This is a genomic window from Faecalibacterium sp. OM04-11BH (assembly GCF_003482185.1).
GTDB classification, from domain to species: Bacteria; Bacillota; Clostridia; order Oscillospirales; family Ruminococcaceae; genus Faecalibacterium; species Faecalibacterium tardum.
Window position 1 is genome coordinate 143532 of the sequence record NZ_QULS01000005.1, and the last position, 17875, is coordinate 161406.

23 protein-coding genes and 1 pseudogene are annotated in these 17875 nt (G+C 39.6%); 18 read left to right on the top strand and 6 right to left on the bottom strand.

All coding sequences use genetic code 11. The features are described from left to right. The first annotated feature begins 258 nt into the window (after positions 1-258). From DXB44_RS06695 to DXB44_RS14395, 4 genes are all read left to right on the top strand, one after another. Positions 259-594: a hypothetical protein gene (locus DXB44_RS06695; RefSeq protein WP_113992742.1), complete on the top strand. Its 336-nt coding sequence runs from the start codon at positions 259-261 to the stop codon at positions 592-594. Between the two features lie 48 nt (positions 595-642). After that, a complete protein-coding gene (locus DXB44_RS06700; RefSeq protein WP_242889524.1) occupies positions 643-891 on the top strand; it encodes a PTS transporter subunit EIIB in 249 nt (82 codons plus the stop codon). A gap of 156 nt (positions 892-1047) precedes the next feature. Beyond that, positions 1048-1836 carry a DUF975 family protein gene (locus DXB44_RS06705; protein WP_118658159.1) on the top strand — a complete coding sequence of 263 codons (789 nt, stop codon included), beginning with the start codon at positions 1048-1050 and terminating at the stop codon, positions 1834-1836. A 49-nt stretch (positions 1837-1885) separates the two neighbouring features. Further along, entirely contained in the window at positions 1886-2173 is a 288-nt protein-coding gene (locus DXB44_RS14395) for a hypothetical protein (RefSeq protein ID WP_147366399.1), read from the top strand. On the opposite strand, the gene DXB44_RS14625 is transcribed toward DXB44_RS14395, so the two are convergent. The 3 genes from DXB44_RS14625 to DXB44_RS06715 form a co-directional block, all read right to left on the bottom strand. After that, a complete protein-coding gene (locus tag DXB44_RS14625) occupies positions 2163-2420 on the bottom strand; it encodes a hypothetical protein (protein WP_199680576.1) in 258 nt (85 codons plus the stop codon). The two genes, DXB44_RS14395 and DXB44_RS14625, sit on opposite strands and share 11 nt — an antisense overlap. 390 nt (positions 2421-2810) lie before the next feature. Next, positions 2811-4133 (bottom strand): GHKL domain-containing protein, encoded by a 1323-nt coding sequence (locus DXB44_RS06710; protein WP_118658160.1) that lies wholly within the window; start codon positions 4131-4133, stop codon positions 2811-2813. After that, complete coding sequence (locus DXB44_RS06715) at positions 4121-4885, bottom strand: LytTR family DNA-binding domain-containing protein (protein WP_118658161.1); 765 nt, start codon at positions 4883-4885, stop codon at positions 4121-4123. The genes DXB44_RS06710 and DXB44_RS06715 overlap by 13 nt, the downstream gene beginning before the upstream one ends. Positions 4886-5004: 119 nt before the next feature. Between DXB44_RS06715 and DXB44_RS06720 the strand changes: the two genes are divergently transcribed. Both DXB44_RS06720 and DXB44_RS06725 read left to right on the top strand, forming a co-directional pair. After that, on the top strand, positions 5005-5361 hold the full coding sequence (locus DXB44_RS06720) for a helix-turn-helix transcriptional regulator (RefSeq protein WP_118658162.1): 357 nt from the start codon (positions 5005-5007) through the stop codon (positions 5359-5361). A gap of 321 nt (positions 5362-5682) precedes the next feature. Next, positions 5683-6081 carry a hypothetical protein gene (locus DXB44_RS06725; protein WP_098924823.1) on the top strand — a complete coding sequence of 133 codons (399 nt, stop codon included), beginning with the start codon at positions 5683-5685 and terminating at the stop codon, positions 6079-6081. Between the two features lie 147 nt (positions 6082-6228). On the opposite strand, the pseudogene DXB44_RS14630 reads toward DXB44_RS06725, so the two are convergent. After that, positions 6229-6390 (bottom strand): annotated as a pseudogene (locus DXB44_RS14630) (DUF6061 family protein); the annotation flags it as partial. Positions 6391-6529: 139 nt separating this feature from the next. Between DXB44_RS14630 and DXB44_RS06730 the strand changes: the two are divergent. From DXB44_RS06730 to DXB44_RS06750, 5 genes are all read left to right on the top strand, one after another. After that, entirely contained in the window at positions 6530-6847 is a 318-nt protein-coding gene (locus DXB44_RS06730; RefSeq protein WP_097791374.1) for a zinc-ribbon domain-containing protein, read from the top strand. Between the two features lie 93 nt (positions 6848-6940). After that, complete coding sequence (locus DXB44_RS06735) at positions 6941-7351, top strand: hypothetical protein (protein WP_112115049.1); 411 nt, start codon at positions 6941-6943, stop codon at positions 7349-7351. A gap of 439 nt (positions 7352-7790) precedes the next feature. Next, complete coding sequence (locus DXB44_RS14400; protein ID WP_005929376.1) at positions 7791-8231, top strand: hypothetical protein; 441 nt, start codon at positions 7791-7793, stop codon at positions 8229-8231. A gap of 409 nt (positions 8232-8640) precedes the next feature. Then, positions 8641-8979, top strand: a complete 339-nt coding sequence (locus DXB44_RS06745) for a hypothetical protein (protein ID WP_118658164.1) — start codon at positions 8641-8643, stop codon at positions 8977-8979. Positions 8980-9044: 65 nt separating this feature from the next. Next, a complete protein-coding gene (locus tag DXB44_RS06750) occupies positions 9045-9584 on the top strand; it encodes a hypothetical protein (RefSeq protein WP_118658165.1) in 540 nt (179 codons plus the stop codon). 84 nt (positions 9585-9668) lie between these two features. Here the strand turns inward: DXB44_RS06750 and DXB44_RS14770 are convergent, their stop codons facing one another. Then, a complete protein-coding gene (locus tag DXB44_RS14770; protein WP_242889553.1) occupies positions 9669-9851 on the bottom strand; it encodes a DUF6061 family protein in 183 nt (60 codons plus the stop codon). 281 nt (positions 9852-10132) lie between these two features. On the opposite strand from DXB44_RS14770, the gene cls reads away from it, so the two are divergent. The 7 genes from cls to DXB44_RS06785 all read left to right on the top strand — a co-directional run bounded on the left by cls (position 10133) and on the right by DXB44_RS06785 (position 17109). Further along, positions 10133-11692: a cardiolipin synthase gene (gene cls, locus DXB44_RS06755; protein ID WP_112146250.1), complete on the top strand. Its 1560-nt coding sequence runs from the start codon at positions 10133-10135 to the stop codon at positions 11690-11692. A gap of 210 nt (positions 11693-11902) precedes the next feature. Beyond that, on the top strand, positions 11903-13336 hold the full coding sequence (locus tag DXB44_RS06760) for a phospholipase D family protein (protein WP_118658166.1): 1434 nt from the start codon (positions 11903-11905) through the stop codon (positions 13334-13336). Beyond that, positions 13315-14025, top strand: coding sequence for a response regulator transcription factor (locus DXB44_RS06765; RefSeq protein WP_005946428.1), 711 nt, complete (start codon positions 13315-13317; stop codon positions 14023-14025). Before DXB44_RS06760 ends, DXB44_RS06765 begins: the two co-directional genes overlap by 22 nt. Further along, positions 14025-15068 (top strand): HAMP domain-containing sensor histidine kinase, encoded by a 1044-nt coding sequence (locus DXB44_RS06770; protein ID WP_005929825.1) that lies wholly within the window; start codon positions 14025-14027, stop codon positions 15066-15068. Before DXB44_RS06765 ends, DXB44_RS06770 begins: the two co-directional genes overlap by 1 nt. Positions 15069-15101: 33 nt before the next feature. Further along, positions 15102-16166 carry an FUSC family protein gene (locus DXB44_RS06775; RefSeq protein ID WP_015536754.1) on the top strand — a complete coding sequence of 355 codons (1065 nt, stop codon included), beginning with the start codon at positions 15102-15104 and terminating at the stop codon, positions 16164-16166. After that, entirely contained in the window at positions 16156-16587 is a 432-nt protein-coding gene (locus tag DXB44_RS06780; RefSeq protein WP_005921183.1) for a hypothetical protein, read from the top strand. The genes DXB44_RS06775 and DXB44_RS06780 overlap by 11 nt, the downstream gene beginning before the upstream one ends. A 186-nt stretch (positions 16588-16773) precedes the next feature. Further along, complete coding sequence (locus tag DXB44_RS06785; protein ID WP_112122108.1) at positions 16774-17109, top strand: hypothetical protein; 336 nt, start codon at positions 16774-16776, stop codon at positions 17107-17109. A gap of 251 nt (positions 17110-17360) precedes the next feature. On the opposite strand, the gene DXB44_RS06795 is transcribed toward DXB44_RS06785, so the two are convergent. Then, a complete protein-coding gene (locus DXB44_RS06795) occupies positions 17361-17651 on the bottom strand; it encodes a hypothetical protein (protein ID WP_242983658.1) in 291 nt (96 codons plus the stop codon). Positions 17652-17875: the final 224 nt, after the last annotated feature.

A 17875-nucleotide genomic window follows, 5' to 3' on the forward strand; every position in this document is an offset into this window, starting at 1 on the left:
ACCTGTGACAGTGCATTTCTCACATCCCTATTTGCTTCTTCCAAAGCCTGTCTGATGGGTTTGTTGTGGCTCCCCGTCGCTGCAGCAGTCCGCAGGCGGTTTTGAAAGATAGATCTCCTTCATTTTCTGCTTAACGGCAGCAATAAGAGCGGGGCCTCGCAAAAGCTCTGCTCTTGTTGTCTAAGAAAGTATTGCCATTTCGAGGCAGAAAGAATATACTTATATTAGTAAATTCCAATACTAGGTGGAGGGACTATTATGGCTAGACCAAAAGGAAGCAAGAATGCAGTGCGTACCAAGAAAACAAATGTTGACTATGCGGCTATTGTTGCTGAAAAGACTACTGCCAAGGAACAAATTGAAACTGAGATCGCTGCGCTGTCTGACAACATCAGCGTACTGAAAGAGCAGTTGAAAAGCAAAAAATCTGCGCTGAAGGTTGCAGTAAAGGAACTTTCTAAAGCAGAGGCAAAAAAGGTTGCAGCCGAAAAAAAGGCCGCAGAAGAATCCAAAAAGGCCGAAGCGGAATCCGTATTGAAAAAGCTACTTGCCAGCGGTATGTCCGCTGATGAAATTATCGCCAAGCTCCAGTAAACTTTTATGGGAGCCAGCAAACGGATCTGTCCGAACTGCGGACGTAAAATGAAGCAGCAGTTCATTGGTCTGTTCCACTGCAAATGCAGCACAAGCTGGCGGCGTGATATAGTAAGCGCCAGCTACTGCACTACCCGTCTGCGCTTTGAGGTCAAGGACTACCGTCAGGTCAATGAGCAGGCTGTAAAAGCGGCAGGCGCAACAGGCATCATCCGTCCGGGGAAGAATGCCTGTCAGGTCATTGTCGGCACGAACGTCAAATCCGTTTATGATGAACTGGACAAGCTGCTAAAGTAAAGGAAGGGGCTGTTGCACACGGATAAAAGCCGGTGCAACAGCCTCTTTTTCATTCATGCTGCAATTTTTTCAGCGTTTCAAACGTATCTAAATTAAAGTGGCATATCATATTCCTTTTCACACATACTTGCCATTTTCAGACAGGAGGTTGCTTTTATGAAAATATCTGCCGACTATCGTATGCTCGCTCTCGATGCTCTGCGCGGAAAATGGAAAACTGCTGTTCTGACAGGTATTGCCGCCAGTGCGCTCGGTGCTACCATTGTGAGCAGTTCCAACAGTGTCGTTTCCAATTCCAATCAGGCAAAGGACATTCATTTTAACCTGTTCGCCCAGCCAAACGGCGGTCGGCTGCTTGCTGTTTTGCTTGTCGGCATTGGTCTGTGGGCAATCCTCCAACTGATCGTGGGCGGTGCAGTTCAACTGGGATATGCTCATTTTAATCTGAACCTTGTAGATGGAAATGATGCTGCCATCTCGGACTTGTTCTCTCAGAAAGATCGTCTGTGGGATGGCTTCTGCATGAAATTCCTGCAGGGTCTGTACATCGCCCTCTGGTCGCTGCTGTTGGTGATTCCGGGAATCGTGAAAACATACAGCTATGCGATGACACCTTACATCATGTCCGAGCATCCTTCGTTGACTGCAAATGAAGCGATCACAGAATCCCGGCGGATTATGGACGGCAACAAATGGCGGCTGTTCTGTCTGGATTTCAGCTTCATTGGCTGGGAGCTGCTCTGTTCGTTGCCACTGTATGCCGGGGGTTTTCTGGTTCTCAAATATTTCACCGGTTCAGAGGCTATGGCGATTTCTCTTTTTCTTCTGCTGACAATTCCATTGAGCATTGGCTTCTTTTTTGTATGCCCCTATGAGGAAGCTGCATGGGCCACTTTCTACCGTGATATTACCGCAGCACCTACCGAACCGGATGAAGCATACTGACTTTTATACTATTTCTCAGATGTGACCGGACTTTCGAGGTGATCTGCGTATGGAGAAGAAACCTGACCGTTCCGAAATAATTGCAATGACCCTCTTATTTGCTTTAACGCTGGTGCTTACGGTATTAAAAGTGACGAGAACGGTTTCACTGCCTTGGTTGTGGGTACTGGGTCCGCTTTGGCTTTTTCGCTACGGAGGTAGGCAAGGTCAGTTTGGGGTTGGGTCATGGCATCACGCTCCTTTGCAAAATAAAAAGCCAAACAATCAGATCTGCTTTGCAACTGGTTGTTTGGCGAGGAAAAGCGTATATGGTTTTGGCGGTTTAATCAAACAATGATAACGTGAACAGCACGTTCGTAATCAACTTTGCGAACGTATATTGTGTAGATTGTTTGACAATTGACCTTTTGAAATGTGGTTCCAGTTCTTTCACGGGTTCCCATCGAAAACAAAGACGGCGATGATAAATCGCGTACTTTTGTTCGATATCCGATTCCTTCTTTTTCTAAAAGAGATGTGTATTTTTGGTATTGAGATTGATTTGAGCAAACCACCAACTCTTTTTGATTAAAAAACGGTAGCATAAAAAACTCCTTGCTCAAAAACGGTTATCGGATATTATTTGAAATTTCAACATACCAAGTCTTTCCGGTCTTTGCAGCAATATTGACAACATAGTAGCAGCCAACGCGATTTGTTGCATCTACCAGAACACCAGCCCAAGAGGAATCAGGGTATTTTGTCCAGTCTTTCTGAGATGCAGGAATGTCAAAATCCTTGGTCTGCTCTCGATATCCGTTACTCGTCCATAAGCAATCCTTTCTTATTAAATTGATAAGTTTGAATTTCATTCAAAGCTATATTGCTGCATTGGAGTAACTCCTTTCGATTTGTGCATTGTGCCATCCTTTCTTACACTGTATACGCAGCAAGCAATATTGTCTACGTTTCTGTAATAAGATGGAGAAAATCTGTCACGAAATCGGGGTGAACGGTATATCAGCGGTGAACTGGAACCACCCATTTTCATAGAACATCGTATACTCTCCACTGTATTTTTCGAGAATCAGCCGGATGTTCGCAAGTCCAAAGCCATGCATCTGCGGTTCTGGTTTTGTCGTTGGAATGGAACCACTTATAATTACAACAGGTTCCGATGTGTTTCGGACAGAGATAAAAAAGTCTTGCTGTGCAACGGCCATGACATGAATCGCTTTATCGCCCTTATCATACTGCTGACACGCTTCAATGGCATTATCCAAAAGGTTTGATAGAAGCACTACCATATCGGAGACATCAAATGGAAGATTTGATAGATCATTCACTTCAAAATCAATGCTGATCTTCTTTTGAGTTGCTTCGGCAGCTTTTGTATTGAAAAGTGCGTCCAAGATGGGATGATGTGTGTTGACAAGGAATAGCCGATCAGTTTGCTGTTCGGTGATTTTTTCAAGATATTCTTCAGCGGCAGAATACTCTTGATTCTTCATCAATCGATTTAGGATATTCAGGTGCGCCCGGAAATCGTGAACTTTTTTCCTTTGGGCAGAATAAAGTTCGCTTGCCGAAGTCATGTTTTTCGATTGTAGCTGAATCTGCTGGTTAAGCATCAATAATTGTTCTCTTTCCGATGCTGCATACTCCATTCGCTCCAATAAAAAGAGGACTGCGACGTTTGAAATAAAAATGAGAATACAACAGCCAGCAGAAACAAACTCTTCTATATTATGACCGCTTGTAACGTAAAGTAGGATCACAAGCATTACAAACGATGCGCATGGGAATAGAAAGTACAGTATCAGCTGCGAATGTTGAGCATCGCTTCTGGGTCTGTTGCCCATACGCTGAAGCATCATTTTGCGAAATAGCGCAATAATAAATAATTCGGATGAATAATAAGAGATTCCATAGATTAGGGATAACGTCTTGTTTGCTTGAAACGTCTGAGCATCCATCCCACAAACCGATGTTGCAAGCATTCCGACTGCAAAAGATAAACTATAAGTCAAGAGATATTCTACAACGATAAGAAATAATAAAAACTTTCCTGAGATATTCTCATATAGAGTTCTGGCAACAATAAAGCAGGATAGTAGAATCAAGAGAATTTTGACGATTTGGTTTCGATTTAAGGCAATAACACTGAATTCAATGGATGCATACATTAAAATAGTTTGAACTATTACACCGACAAGGAATCTATGACCTTTCCAACGGTGCGAAGCAAAAGCGTCTAAAAACAGACATACGCAGACTGAATCTATGATTGTGTAAACCAAACTGATCAAAGCATCCATCTACTTTTACCTCGCCAATGTAAATATTTCTGTTTTAGCTCACTATAATTCTTTTCGCTTGGAGCCAGACAAAGACCACCGCGCAATTGGACTTTATTGTATTGAAAGATTTCGACATAGTGCATATTGACAAGATAGCTTTTTTGAATACGAAGGAAACCGAGTGGCTCGATTTTTTCGGATAGTTCCGTTATGTTGCCGTAAAATTGGTATGCTGGGCGTTTTTCGTCCAACAAGTGCATAACAATGATTCTTCGATGAGATTCTAAATACAGAATGTCATTTACAGGTACATCGATAATTTCAGAGTTGATTGAAATTGTGACAAGCTGTTTCCGTCGAAGTACTTCTTGGACAGCTGAATCAAAGTAGGAATCAAGTTTAGCAGAGAGATCTGCTTTTAGTAAGTATCGAAAGGCTTGAACCTCAAATCCCTCTGGAGCATACTGAATGAAATTCGTAATGAAGATAATCACAATATTTTCATTTTCTGCTCGTAACTTTCTGGCAAGCTCAATTCCATTTGTTTCGCCCATATCAATATCCAGAAGCGCAATATCATAAGGACGAGAAAAGTCTATTTGACTTGGCTGCGAAACTCCATAAAATCTTGATGCTACATGCGTTTCCTCACTTTTCTTTTTGAGTTCTTCAATAATAGAATCAACAATCTGCTGGTCATCATCACAAACCAAGACATTCATTTTGAAATCCCTCCATTGCACATGGGAATGCTTTTTATCACACAACATACAGCCCTGCTCCTCACAAGTCAATTGAATTTCAATATAATCGAACATTATATGTAGTATAGTACGATTATGTTGAAATTTCAAATAGTACACTTTATATAGGATAGGAGTGTACGGGAATGGAGCATTATTTAGGAGAAAAACTAAAAAAGCTGAGAGAAAGTCGTGGCTGGACGCAGGCGGATTTGGCTAAACGGTTAAATAAGGCTGTATCCACGGCCAGTGGATATGAAAGTGATGCACATGCAATTCCGTTGGATGTTCTTGCAAGCATTTCATCCTTATTTAGCATTTCAACAGATGAACTCCTAGGACTGGATGCGCCAGAAGTACTATCTCTTTCTGGATTGACTGGTACGCAAAAGAAAACTTTAATTAAACTCCGTAATGAATTGCTTTCGCCAAGCCAAAAAGGAAATGATCTTTCGCCGCAGCAGATGGAAATTCTTCATGACATAATAAAAGCCTTCGGTTAACGATTGATTTGCAATACAGTGCGAGAACAATGCAAAAGATAACTTAGAGACATGGCCCTCAATGCTGGATGCCCAGTGTTGAGGGTCATATTATTTGCAACCACACCGATTTCGTTACAAATTTTCTCTCTGTTGTTACAAAATCATGGACAGGGATTGATTCTTGTGCTTTGATATTTTTAATACCTAAAGCACGAATATGAGATTGATATGAGGTGATCCCAGTGCAGAACTTAAAATATTAACCGATTCCTCGAATCCACACCTTTTTTAACCGAAAAGGATTATTATCAAGCGGTTGGTGGTTAAAAGGTATAGAAAATGAAGAAAGCTCTATATACATTTCTCCTGTGGGATTTGTTTCTATTTGCTACGGGCTTAAACGACCTTGTTTTTTATAGAAATGTTACATTGTCGGAAAGCGCAACGGTGGTAGATTGGGCGCAACCAGCTTTTGCAAGTGTTACTTTATTTCTGATTTTGCTTTCAATTTACTATGGATTGCACCAACTCCTCTTTGGGAAGAATTTTTATTTGAAGTTGGAAGTTAAGCAGGAAGATATTGATAAAATGCGAGATTTCATTTTCATTTTATTAAAAAAGGAAAAAATTGATCCAGATAAGTTGCATCAGCACTTAAAGTATCTGATAATTGCTGAAGTCGTTTTGTGGTGCATTTTCATTATCTATCTTTTTGTATCAAGGTCTACAGCAATCTAATCCCATTACGGAAAAGTGAAAGCTCGCCAGATTTTATGTCTGGCGAGCTTTCATAATACTCTAATTCATAGCATTATAGCAGTTCTCTTTTCAGTCACTACGACTGTAAGTAGATGGCTGATTCAATTCGGATATTTTAATTAGAGATTAGTCTTCCAGTCTACCATGGTCACAGCCAAGTGAGAGATAATGCTCAATTTCATCACCCAGCACAAGTTGGGCATACTCCAAAGGCTTATTGTACAGCAACCAGTCCAGTTTCGCCCGCTGTACCGGGGTGTTGCCGTACTCGTCCTCAATAGCGATGCAGATAAACAAAACTGTGATTATGCAACAAATTTTCCATGAATTTATGTGCAGCTATACGATTTTGAAAAATTTTGTGGACAAACGAAATAAATCAGGCTTAAATTTCGTTATCTAAACAAAAAGCAAGGAGGGAGCTTTGATGACTTGTAAAAATTGTGGTTATGAAAACAAGTTGGGTGTTCGATATTGTCAACGGTGCGGTCAGTATATTGAACCAAAACGGACATTGGCACAAGAAGTTAAATCGTGGGATTTTAGAAGTCTCGCTGGTGTTGGCCGTAGAGATGTGAATATTGCGCCGCTGTTTACTGCATCACCCGTTCAAACTCCAGCAAAAGCACACCAAACGCCCTCGCCTGTTGAACCGATGCCAGACGGAAGATGGTATTGCCCGGACTGCGGAACATTAAATGCTTCTTCTGAACGTTTTTGCAAAAACTGTGGAAAAGTTCGATAACTATCGTTTAGCATTAAAAACTACGGAAGCTTTACGCTAAAAGCTGTAACTTTAAGCAGACCGGAAAGCTTATAATGAGGGTAGAACAGAAATATGACCAACGAAGATACCACTGATTTTGACGAGCACTTCGCTAAAATTTCGTCCTATATTGTGGACACATTGCACGGCGTTCCACTTGAGATGAACGAGGATGAAAAAGAACAATTTCGCATACAAGTTATTTCAAATCAGTATGCAGAACGGTTGCTAAGTGAAGCCGAAAAGACAGAAACGTATAGAGGTTTATCAAAAATTGATATTCTCCATACAGTTTCTATCCCTCAACTGGCTAGAACAATCCCACTTAAAGGTTTGAATCTCAGTTTAGAAAAATACAGAATGCCGGATGGTGTAATAATAGAGGTTGAGAGTTCGTCACATTATTTGGGGTCATTTAGTGAGAAAAATGATTCTTCCACAAATTGGATAGAAAAGATCATGGAGGGTGTCGGTATTCACTAGATGGATTCTCAAGAAGCATAAACAGCCCGCTATTTGCAGAGAATTCTGGAAGAAAATTGAAGAAAGCATCCTTCCGGCAACAGCACCCCGGACGTTTGTGAACTCTCACAACAGAGATCAAGAACCAATCCCTGCTTTGCGCTTACACCGTTTTGGTGACATTTTTTCTCCGTCTTGCTACAATATTGTGGATTTTTTTCTATTTGTGCTTTGCTATTATCAACATCTAAAATGGAAACCGTGATGGAGGTGATTCCAATGCAGATAATTTCCTTGAAAACAAATTGAATGCTTTGGCAAACGGTGGCCATTTCTCCATTTCCTACGACATCACGATTCCGTAATAAAAGCATTAGATAATGGGTATAAAAGCCACGATTCTTTAGAGTCGAAAGAAAAGAATCGTGGCTTTGTACGTTTGAATTATGGAGCAAGCTAAATGAATAAGAAATTGGAATTTTTTAGCAGTATGGCGGTTGCCTTTATAGTTTTGATATTGGTCTTTCTTTGCATTCGTTTTTCAGGTCAGGGAAAATTTGCTACACATGGAGGAACCAATCCGTCTGATGTAAAATGTATTTATACTTCAGTTTGGCCGGATAATGAATACACTAGGCTTATTTGTGAGCCGGAAAGTGGAACGATAGAATATATATTGGATGGTTCTAATGCTGGGTATTATGCAATCTTTTATAATAATATCTCTGAAGAAGAAATACAAAAATATATTGACCAATTGAAAACCTTAGGATACGCTGAAGAGGCATCGGCTTCAGAAAGCGTTTCGACAGGCGTTTTGCTAAGAAAAGATGAAACATGGATAAGCATTGCATACTCAGAGGGAGGATTTGGAATCCGGATTTCAGTAGAAAAATCCTGAATAAAAGAGATGCTGGGGAATTCCGGTTATCCCTATGATGCAGTGGAAAGAAAATGGATTGCTCAATATGCGAGCCTCCATGACTTGATTTTGATGTTCGGTCACTCAAACCAATGCCGTCAAGCCGGTGGGGGATATGGATAACCTGTGGCTGGAACTGCCGTGGTGGTTTATCTGAGTGAAAAGAAAAATTGTGATTGTGCTACAAGTTTTCTGGGAATTTATGTGCAGCTATACGATTTTGAAAAGAATTGTGGACAGATGAAATAAAGCAGGCTTAAAATTCGTTATTCAAACAGAGAAGCCAATAATCATGATACCATTGATGTGATTCTTATAGCTGCAATCGTTCGGAAAAAATGTGACGTTCAGAAAATTCAAATGGAGCTATGATGAAGAGGTGCTTAAAATGACGAAATCAAGTAAGAAATTGACTGCTTTTGGTATAGCTTTGGCCCTAGCAATTCTTATAGGCGGTTTCCTGTTGCATCCGTGGGAGAGGACAAAATCGGAACTTACTGTAACAAAGGTGGATTTAAGCGATAATTCTATCTATGCAACCGCTCCCAATCAACTGTACGGTACAAATGATTACTATCTCATTCAGGGAGCTTCGGAATACTTAAAAGGAAATATTCAGCTATCGCAAATTGAAGAAGGCGAAAATATTGTGGTAGTTTCCAATGGAAAGGTTTTGTTATCTGACCCCTATCAGTTTGATACGATATACAGTATTCGATTACCATAATCCTATTTTCATGCCCTAAACAATGAAATGAATATAGATGCTTTTGAGAATATGAAGATATTATTATGAAAGAGATAATTGTTGAACCGCATATTAGAATTGGACAATTAAAATTAGGTATGACATCAGATGAGCTAGAAAATGCTCTTCTACAAATGAAGAAACAGCGGTCGAATTCTTCTGATGAAGCAATGCAAATGGAGCGTTGTGCGGAAACCGATGACCCTAATTTGATAACCGGACGATATATGGATAATGATTCGTTCTTTCTGGTGCAGTATCGGAACGGAAAAGCTGCTGAAATCGGCATCCAGCGTGATTTGTCTAAAGTGGCATCAATAAAATTGTTCGGGATGGATATGTTTAATACAGCCGCCGAGTGTATTATTGATAGCTTAATGAAAAAGGACAACGTTATTTGCAACGAAAAGGACTTGCAACTGGGAACGGAATATTTTTTTCCCGAAATTGGAGTCCGACTCTGGAGAGAGCGAGCATTTCATCCCAAATTGTTGAAAGACTCGTTATACATGGAAGAAATGCAGGCGGTATTAGAAGACGAATATCAATATCAGTATTTTCAGATGGTTACTATAATAGGCTAAACTGCTAACTAAGCAACAGCCCTCTATTTGCAACGACTGCAAGTAGAGGGCTGTTTTGTCTGCTTTGGATATTTTAATTAAAGGTTAGTCTTCCATTCTACCGTGGTCACAACCAAGTGAGAGATAGTGCTCAATCTCACCAATCAGCACAAGCTGGGCGTACTCCAAAGGATTATTATACAGCAGCGCGTCCAGTTTTGCCCGCTGTGTGGGGCATGGCAGTACTTGCTCATCAAAGATCAACGCGGTCGTCCACTGTATTTCAATACAGAAGCAGACGACCGCATTGACTTTTTTACGAGATGAGGTCTCTTTTTTCTCTCTTACCGAATAAGATTTGCCTTGGAAGTTGAAAACAGCTCAGGTTACCTATTGCAATTCTGACTATTTGGAATATACTTGTAAGTATCAAATTATTTCACTGTATGAGGACATCCGCACCAAACTTATCCAGTCCGGTGTAATGAAATGCAGAGAATAAAAGACAAAATTGGTATGTTCCACGAAATTTAGGGAGAAAACTGAGCAAGTAGGAAGGCGGAATATATATGAAACAAGATACTTTAGAGGGCAAAGCAAAAACAAAAAATGGGGTAAAACGGCTGTGTTTTTCCATAATCTGCATTCTTCTGGAAGTGATTTTTATTATTACTATCGTAACACGCTTGAATGAATATGCAGAAGTCATAAATTTATTTACAAGGATTTTGAGTGGGATCTTGGTTTTGGGATTGTACGCATCAAATAAGACATCCTCTATGAAAATGCCTTGGGTCATCTTAATTCTAATTTTCCCAATTATGGGTGTAGGCCTGTATTTGTTGATTGGTTTGAATGGTGGCACACATAAAATGCGTGAGCGGTATGCAGAAATTGATAGAAAATTGTTACCAATGCTTCCGGACAGTCAGGAGTGTTTGAGCAGAATAAAAGAAACAATTCCGAAAGCAGGAAATATAGCAAGTTACATACAAAGAAATTCGCAGTATCCAATCTATCAGAATACGGATATTGTGTATTTTGATGAAGCAGTGAAAGGATTAGAGGCACAGCTTAAGGATTTGGAGAAAGCACAAAAGTTTATCTTTATGGAATATCATGCGATAGAAGACGCTGAAGCATGGCATAAGATTCAAGATGTTCTGGAAGAGCGAGTAAAAGCAGGTGTGGAAGTTAGAGTATTCTACGATGATATGGGTTCTATAGGCTTTATTAACACAGATTTTGTGAAAAAAATGGAGACAATAGGAATTCATTGCCGTGTATTCAATCCGTTTATGCCAGGTTTAAATCTGTTTTTGAACAATCGTGATCATAGAAAAATAACAGTTATTGATGGAAAAGTCGGATTTACAGGTGGATATAATCTAGCAAACGAATATTTTAATTACACACACCCGTATGGACAGTGGAAAGATACAGGTATTCGTTTAGAAGGAGATGCTGTTCAGTCGCTTACAGTGACATTTTTAGAAATGTGGAATGCTGTTAGTGAAAAAGCTACGAATGATACTGATTTTAGTAAATACATTATTCATTACGATTATAAAGCACAGCAAACAGGTTTTGTTCAGCCTTATGCAGACAGTCCTATGGATAATGAGCAGGTCGGAGAAGAAGTTTATATCAGTATGATAAATAAAGCTGAAAAATATTGTTGGTTTATGACTCCATATCTAATCATAACAGATGAAATGACGCATGCGTTATGTCTGGCTGCTAAGCGAGGGGTAGACGTAAGAATTATCACACCTGGTATCCCTGATAAAAAATTCATTTATAATGTAACTCGTTCTTTTTATCATGGATTAGTTAAACATGGTGTTCGTGTTTATGAGTGGACTCCTGGTTTCTGTCATGCAAAAATGAGTGTGGCAGATGACTGTATGGCAACTTGTGGAACAATTAATTTGGATTATCGAAGTTTATATCACCATTTTGAAAACGGCTGTTTTATGGCAGATTGTCAGGCAGTTGTGGAAATAAAAAATGATCTGATAAGAACGATGGGAGAATGTCGTGATGTGACAGACCAATATCAAACCGGACGAAGTGCATATTTGCGACTGGGACAATTATTTATGAGATTATTTGCTGGATTGCTATAAGAATCTGATGAAACGACCTTTCAAAAAACAGTTGATTTAGAAGTTAACTGTTTTTGAAAGGCCGTTTTTGCTATATCTAACAGTCTGTTGTACAAAGAAGATTTTGCATGGATGAAAAAACAAACCTTGTTGAGGTTAAATTGAGTTTTCTATTGTATTGTATTGCTAATGAATAAGAATAAGAAATAAAAAGGAATCAAGTGATGTACAATGAAAAAGCATAAAATATGTAAAATCCTTCTTGTTATACTGGCAATTTTTTTATGTGTGGCTTTTTATGAATTGCTCGGAATCTGCGTTGCATATAAAAAGCAGCTGGAAGTGTCCAATACAACCAAAAAAGAAACAAAAAATGGGTCATGGAACGAATGCAGTGAAAATACAGAACGGGCAGTAATCATAGAAAAGAATCCAGAAGCGCTTTTACAAAGAGTGCGTTTGATCAAGAATGCAAAAAAGGAAATTATTCTTTCTACTTTTGCATTTCAATCCGATGAAAGTGGAAAATTGATCTTAGGAGCACTGCATGATGCGGCAGACAGAGGTGTACATATTCGTCTGTTAGTAGATGGAATGGAGAGCTGGATTGATATGGAAGGAAATCCGTATTTCTATGGATTATCTTCCCATGAGAATGTTGAAATTAAACTGTATAATAAGGCCAATCCGTTGAAACCGTGGAAAATAATGGGTAGAATGCATGATAAATATTTGATTGCAGATGGAAAGAGATATATTCTTGGGGGAAGAAATACATACAATTATTTCCTGGGTGATTTTCCGGGACATAAGAACTATGACAGAGACGTGTTAGTGGTTTGCGATGAACCTGAGAAAGAAAATTCAGTTAACCAGTTGTTAGAGTATTTTGAAACGATATGGGAACAAGAAGACAGTGATTATTTTCATGACAATAAAAAACTGGCAAATAGAAAATCTGTAAAGAACGCAGTTTTAGAGCTGCAGAACGGCTATCAGAAATATTTTGAAGAGAATAAGGAAAGAATCTGCGATACCGATTACACGGACGAAACTTTTGAGACAGAAAAGATTGCATTAGTGTCAAATCCTATTCACACAGGTTCCAAAGAACCAGTAGTGTGGTATCAGTTGGGAGAATTGATGAAAAATGCAAAAAATCGTGTGAAGATCCACACGCCATATATTATCTGTAATGATATGATGTATAATACATGGGAGGAGATTGCAGAGAACGTTTCAGATTTTTCTATCATGACAAATTCAGTTGCGAATAATGGGAATCCATTTGGGGCTGCCGATTATGCGAAAAACAGAAATAGAATCTTAAGTACAGGAATTAATATCTGGGAATATGAAGGCGGTTATTCATACCACGGAAAAAGTATTCTGATTGACGATGATCTGTCTGTAATCGGTTCCTTTAATATGGACATGAGAAGTGCATATCTGGATACGGAACTGATGCTTGTAATTCGCAGTAAAGATATTAATAAACAGTTGGAAGAGGGCATGATGGAATATGAAAGAGTGTCCCGCCAGGTATTGGAAGATGGAACCTATCGTGATCCATATCATGTAAAGCCAATCGAATTAACAAAGAAACGTCAGAGAAAAATATTTTTGGTACAGCATCTGCTTGGATGGGCAAGGTATCTGTTTTAATAAGGAGGAAGGAAAACGTGTTTCAAATATTGATTGTAGAAGATGATAAAGAATTAAGCCAGCTATTCCAAAAAGTGCTTGAGAAGAATGGATATCAAGTCAAAAGTGCATCGGATGGAGCACAGGCATTAGAAGTATTGGTTAAGGAATATATTGATCTGATCATTTCTGATATTATGATGCCGGTTATGGATGGTTATGAACTGGTGTCGGAACTCCGTTCAGCAGGATATCAGATACCTGTACTTATGATCACTGCGAAAGGTTCCTTTGATGATATGCGCCAGGGATTTCTTTCGGGAAGTGACGATTATATGGTAAAACCGGTAAATGTGAATGAAATGGTTTTAAGAGTCGGAGCACTGCTTCGCCGTGCACAGATACTGAATGAACACAAAATTGTGATCGGTTCAACAGAGTTTGATTATGATGCAATGACGGTTACAACTGATAAGGAAAGTCTTGTTTTGCCTAAAAAAGAATTCCTGCTTTTATATAAGCTTGCAGCTTCGCCAGGCAGAATATTTACAAAACAACAGTTGATGGATGAAGTATGGGGATACGAGACGGAGGCAGACCCACATACGATAGAGGTACATATAGGAAGAATCAGGGAGCGTTTGAAAGATAACCCTGATTTTGAAATCGTAACAATGCGCGGAATTGGATACAAGGTGGTGAAAAAATAATGGAACAAAAGAAAGAAAAAGGATTGCGGATCCGATCCTGTCTGACTGGTGCAATCTGGCTGGCACTTGTATTTTCAACAGTCATATCTGCGTTATTATTTGCTTTTTTGAATCATTTTTTTAATCTGCCGGGCAGCATACCTGTGCTTGGCTGGCTTTTGATTTTCAATACATTGATTGCAGGGCTGATCACTTCCTTTATTAATGCAAAGTTACTGGAACCAATTACAAGACTTAGTAAAGCAATGAAGGAAGTTTCTCGGGGAGATTTTGAACAGCATTTGGAAACGAACAGCCGTATAGCAGAAGTTGGAGAATCTTATCAAAGTTTTAACGTTATGACAAAAGAACTTCGTGCAACAGAGGTGCTGCAGATGGATTTTGTATCTGATGTTTCTCATGAGTTTAAGACCCCGATTAATGCCATTGAAGGATATACAATGTTGCTTCAGGGAGAAGAACTGTCTCCGGATCAAGAGGAATATGTAGAAAAAATCTTATTTAACACCCAAAGACTTTCCGGATTGGTTGGTAATATTTTGCTGTTATCCAAGTTAGAGAATCAGAATATACCAATGAAAAAAACAGAATATCGTCTGGATGAACAGATCCGCCAGGCAGTTCTTTCATTGGAAACAAAATGGACAGAAAAAGAAATTGGTTTTCAGGTAGAATTGGAGGAAGTTAAATATACTGCGAATGAAGGACTTTTTATGCATATCTGGATAAATCTTTTAGATAATGCGATTAAGTTCAGCCCTTCAAAGGGGACAATTACGATGTTTCTGAAACAAGAACAGGATTCTGTTAAGTTCATTCTGGAAGATGAAGGACCAGGAATAGAGGATGATGTAAAATCCAGAATATTTGACAAGTTCTATCAGGTAGATGGATCTCATAAAGCAGAAGGAAATGGCCTAGGTCTTGCACTTGTAAAACGGATTGTAGATAGTGCCGGAGGAACAATCAAAGCAGAAAACCGTGAATATGGTGGATGCAGATTTGTTATAGAGCTGCCAAAGCAGAAAGATGAGATTATCTAGTTTTAAGATAAATTAGAAGATGGGAGAATTTATATGACATTTTATCAGGAGTTGCAGTTAAATCAGGCGGGTTCTAAAAACCTGTTGAAAAAGAGTGAAACACTAAAAGAAAAATTATATCATATGTGGGTATATCTGGTGAAGATAGCTGCTACAATGGCATTTTGTTTTTTCTTTGTTAGTATTTTCAGCATCCTATTTGGAAATGAGAACAGCATTGTAGGTGTAGTAGTCTTATTATGTCTCATGGTGTTTAGGAATGCGGATCTGGGGATCCACACCGGACAATCTACGATGCTTTTGGCTTTGTTCTTTGTAATTATGACTGTATGTCCGCATTTAGCAAATCAGTTTTCACCGGTATTGGGAATGCTGTTAAATATTGCGGCACTGGCTGTGTTGATTCTGTTCGGATGCCATAATCCATCCATGTTTAATCAATCTACATTGGTTCTTGGGTATCTGCTGCTATATGGTTATGATGTTACGGGAAAAAGCTATCAGATGCGATTAGTCGGAATGGCTTTAGGCGCAGCACTTACCTGCTTCGTATTTTATCGAAATCATAAAAACAGAACTTATAAAAGAAATCTGAAAGATCTGATACAAGAATTTGATATCACTTCTTCCAGAACAAAATGGCAGATATGTCAGATTTTATGCGTACCGATTGTCCTTTGCATTGCAGAACTTTGTAATATGCCACGTGCAATGTGGGCTGGTATTGCGGCCATGTCCGTGATTTTGCCGTCTATGGAAGATATGCACTACAGAGTCCGTAAAAGGATTGTCGGAAATATTGCAGGTGTTATATGTTTTACAGTATTATATTTTCTGCTTCCTTCGTCAATCTATGCATATATAGGAATTCTTGGTGGAATCGGTGTAGGATTTTCAGCACAATATGGCTGGCAGGCAGTATTTAACACATTTGGTGCTTTAGCCATTGCTGCAGAGACATATGGACTACAAGGAGCGGTTAGTCTTAGAGTGAGTCAAAATGTTTTTGGTGTTGTGTTTGCTTTAGCATTTTGTGTTATGTTTTATTGGTTTATGCCTAAAAAAAAGGAAAGTGAGGTGACCGTACATGCAGAGTGAAGTGAATCAGGAAGAAAATTTGAATACCACTGATTTTGACGAGCACTTCGCTAAAATTTCGTCCTATATTGTAGACACATTGCACGGCGTTCCACTTGAGATGACCGAGGATGAAAAAGAACAATTTCGCATACAGGTTATTTCAAATCAGTATGCAGAACGGTTGCTAAGTGAAGCCGAAAAGACAGAAACGTATAGAGGTTTATCAAAAATTGATATTCTCCATACAGTTTCTATCCCTCAACTGGCTAGAACAATCCCACTTAAAGGTTTGAATCTCAGTTTAGAAAAATACAGAATGCCGGATGGTGTAATAATAGAGGTTGAGAGTTCGTCACATTATTTGGGGTCATTTAGTGAGAAAAATGATTCTTCCACAAATTGGATAGAAAAGATCATGGAGGGTGTCGGTATTCACTAGATGGATTCTCAAGAAGCATATGCACGAAAGTTCTGCACGCGATAAGTATCTTGCCATTATGAAGCCCTACCTTCTGATGTGGCACAGTAGCAGTTGAAAACGGCTCATGTTACCTATTGCAATTCTGACTATTTGGAAATATACTTGTAAGTATCAAATTATTTCACTTTATGGGAGGAAATTATTATGGCAAGACCCAAGGGAAGCAAGAATAAGGCTCGTACTGTAAAGGCCAGCGTTGATTATGCAGCCGTCGTTGCAGAAAAGACCGCTGAAAAGGAAAAAATTGAATCTGAGGTTGCTACGCTGACTGCAAATCTCGATGATCTGAAAACGCAGATGAAAGCCAAGAAAGCAGAATTGAAAGCCGTCACCAAGGAACTTACCAAAGCCGAAAACAAAAAAGCTGCCGCCGAAGCAAAGGCAATGGAAGAAGCAAAGAAGAGCGAAGCAGAAGATGTGCTGAAGAAGCTGCTTGCCAGCGGTATGTCCGCTGATGAAATTGTTGCCAAACTCCAGTAAATTTTTATGGAAGCCAGCAAGCGAATCTGTCCGAACTGCGGACGTAAAATGAAGCAGCAGTTCATTGGTCTGTTCCACTGCAAATGCGGCACAAGCTGGCGGCGTGATATAGGATTTTTTGAACGTACTCCAGATATGGTGTTCTCACTGGAACGCAAAAAAGTCAGAAACAAAGTCAAGCAGTTACCGACGATACATCATAAGTAGGCAAGACCACCAGCCGTTTTTTCGACTGGTGGCCTTTTTTGTGCTTAATCCTCTGTAATGCCGAGATATTGGTCAATCTCCATGATGCTTTCCCCACTGATCTCAACCAGATCTTCAAAGGGCACTACGGTTTCGCCCACTTGCAAGGTGCGGAACACCGGGTCGATGCGGTCCGCTTTTCCGGTCAGCGTGATGTAGTTGCCCACTGCGGGAATCTCCGGGTGGGCGGTATCCTCTTTGAAATACCGCACCGTGATGGTCATGCCCTTGGTGACCTGCATCAGCCGATCGGACAGAGCCGACATTTCTTCCTCAGTCAGAATGCGCTTGGGCACACGCTCGGTGCGCTGCTTTTCTGCGGCAAGCTGCTCATCATAATACTGCTTCTATTTATCCTTTGGCAATCTCCAGATAAACGCTAAAATGGAGCATCTACTGCACATCCTAACTTAATATGCACTGAATAAAAGAAAAAGCCTTATATTTCAATCCATAGAGGCCAATCTGTGGTATAATTGGAGCAAGAGAACTGGAAAAAATCCAGCAAAAACCTTGTACC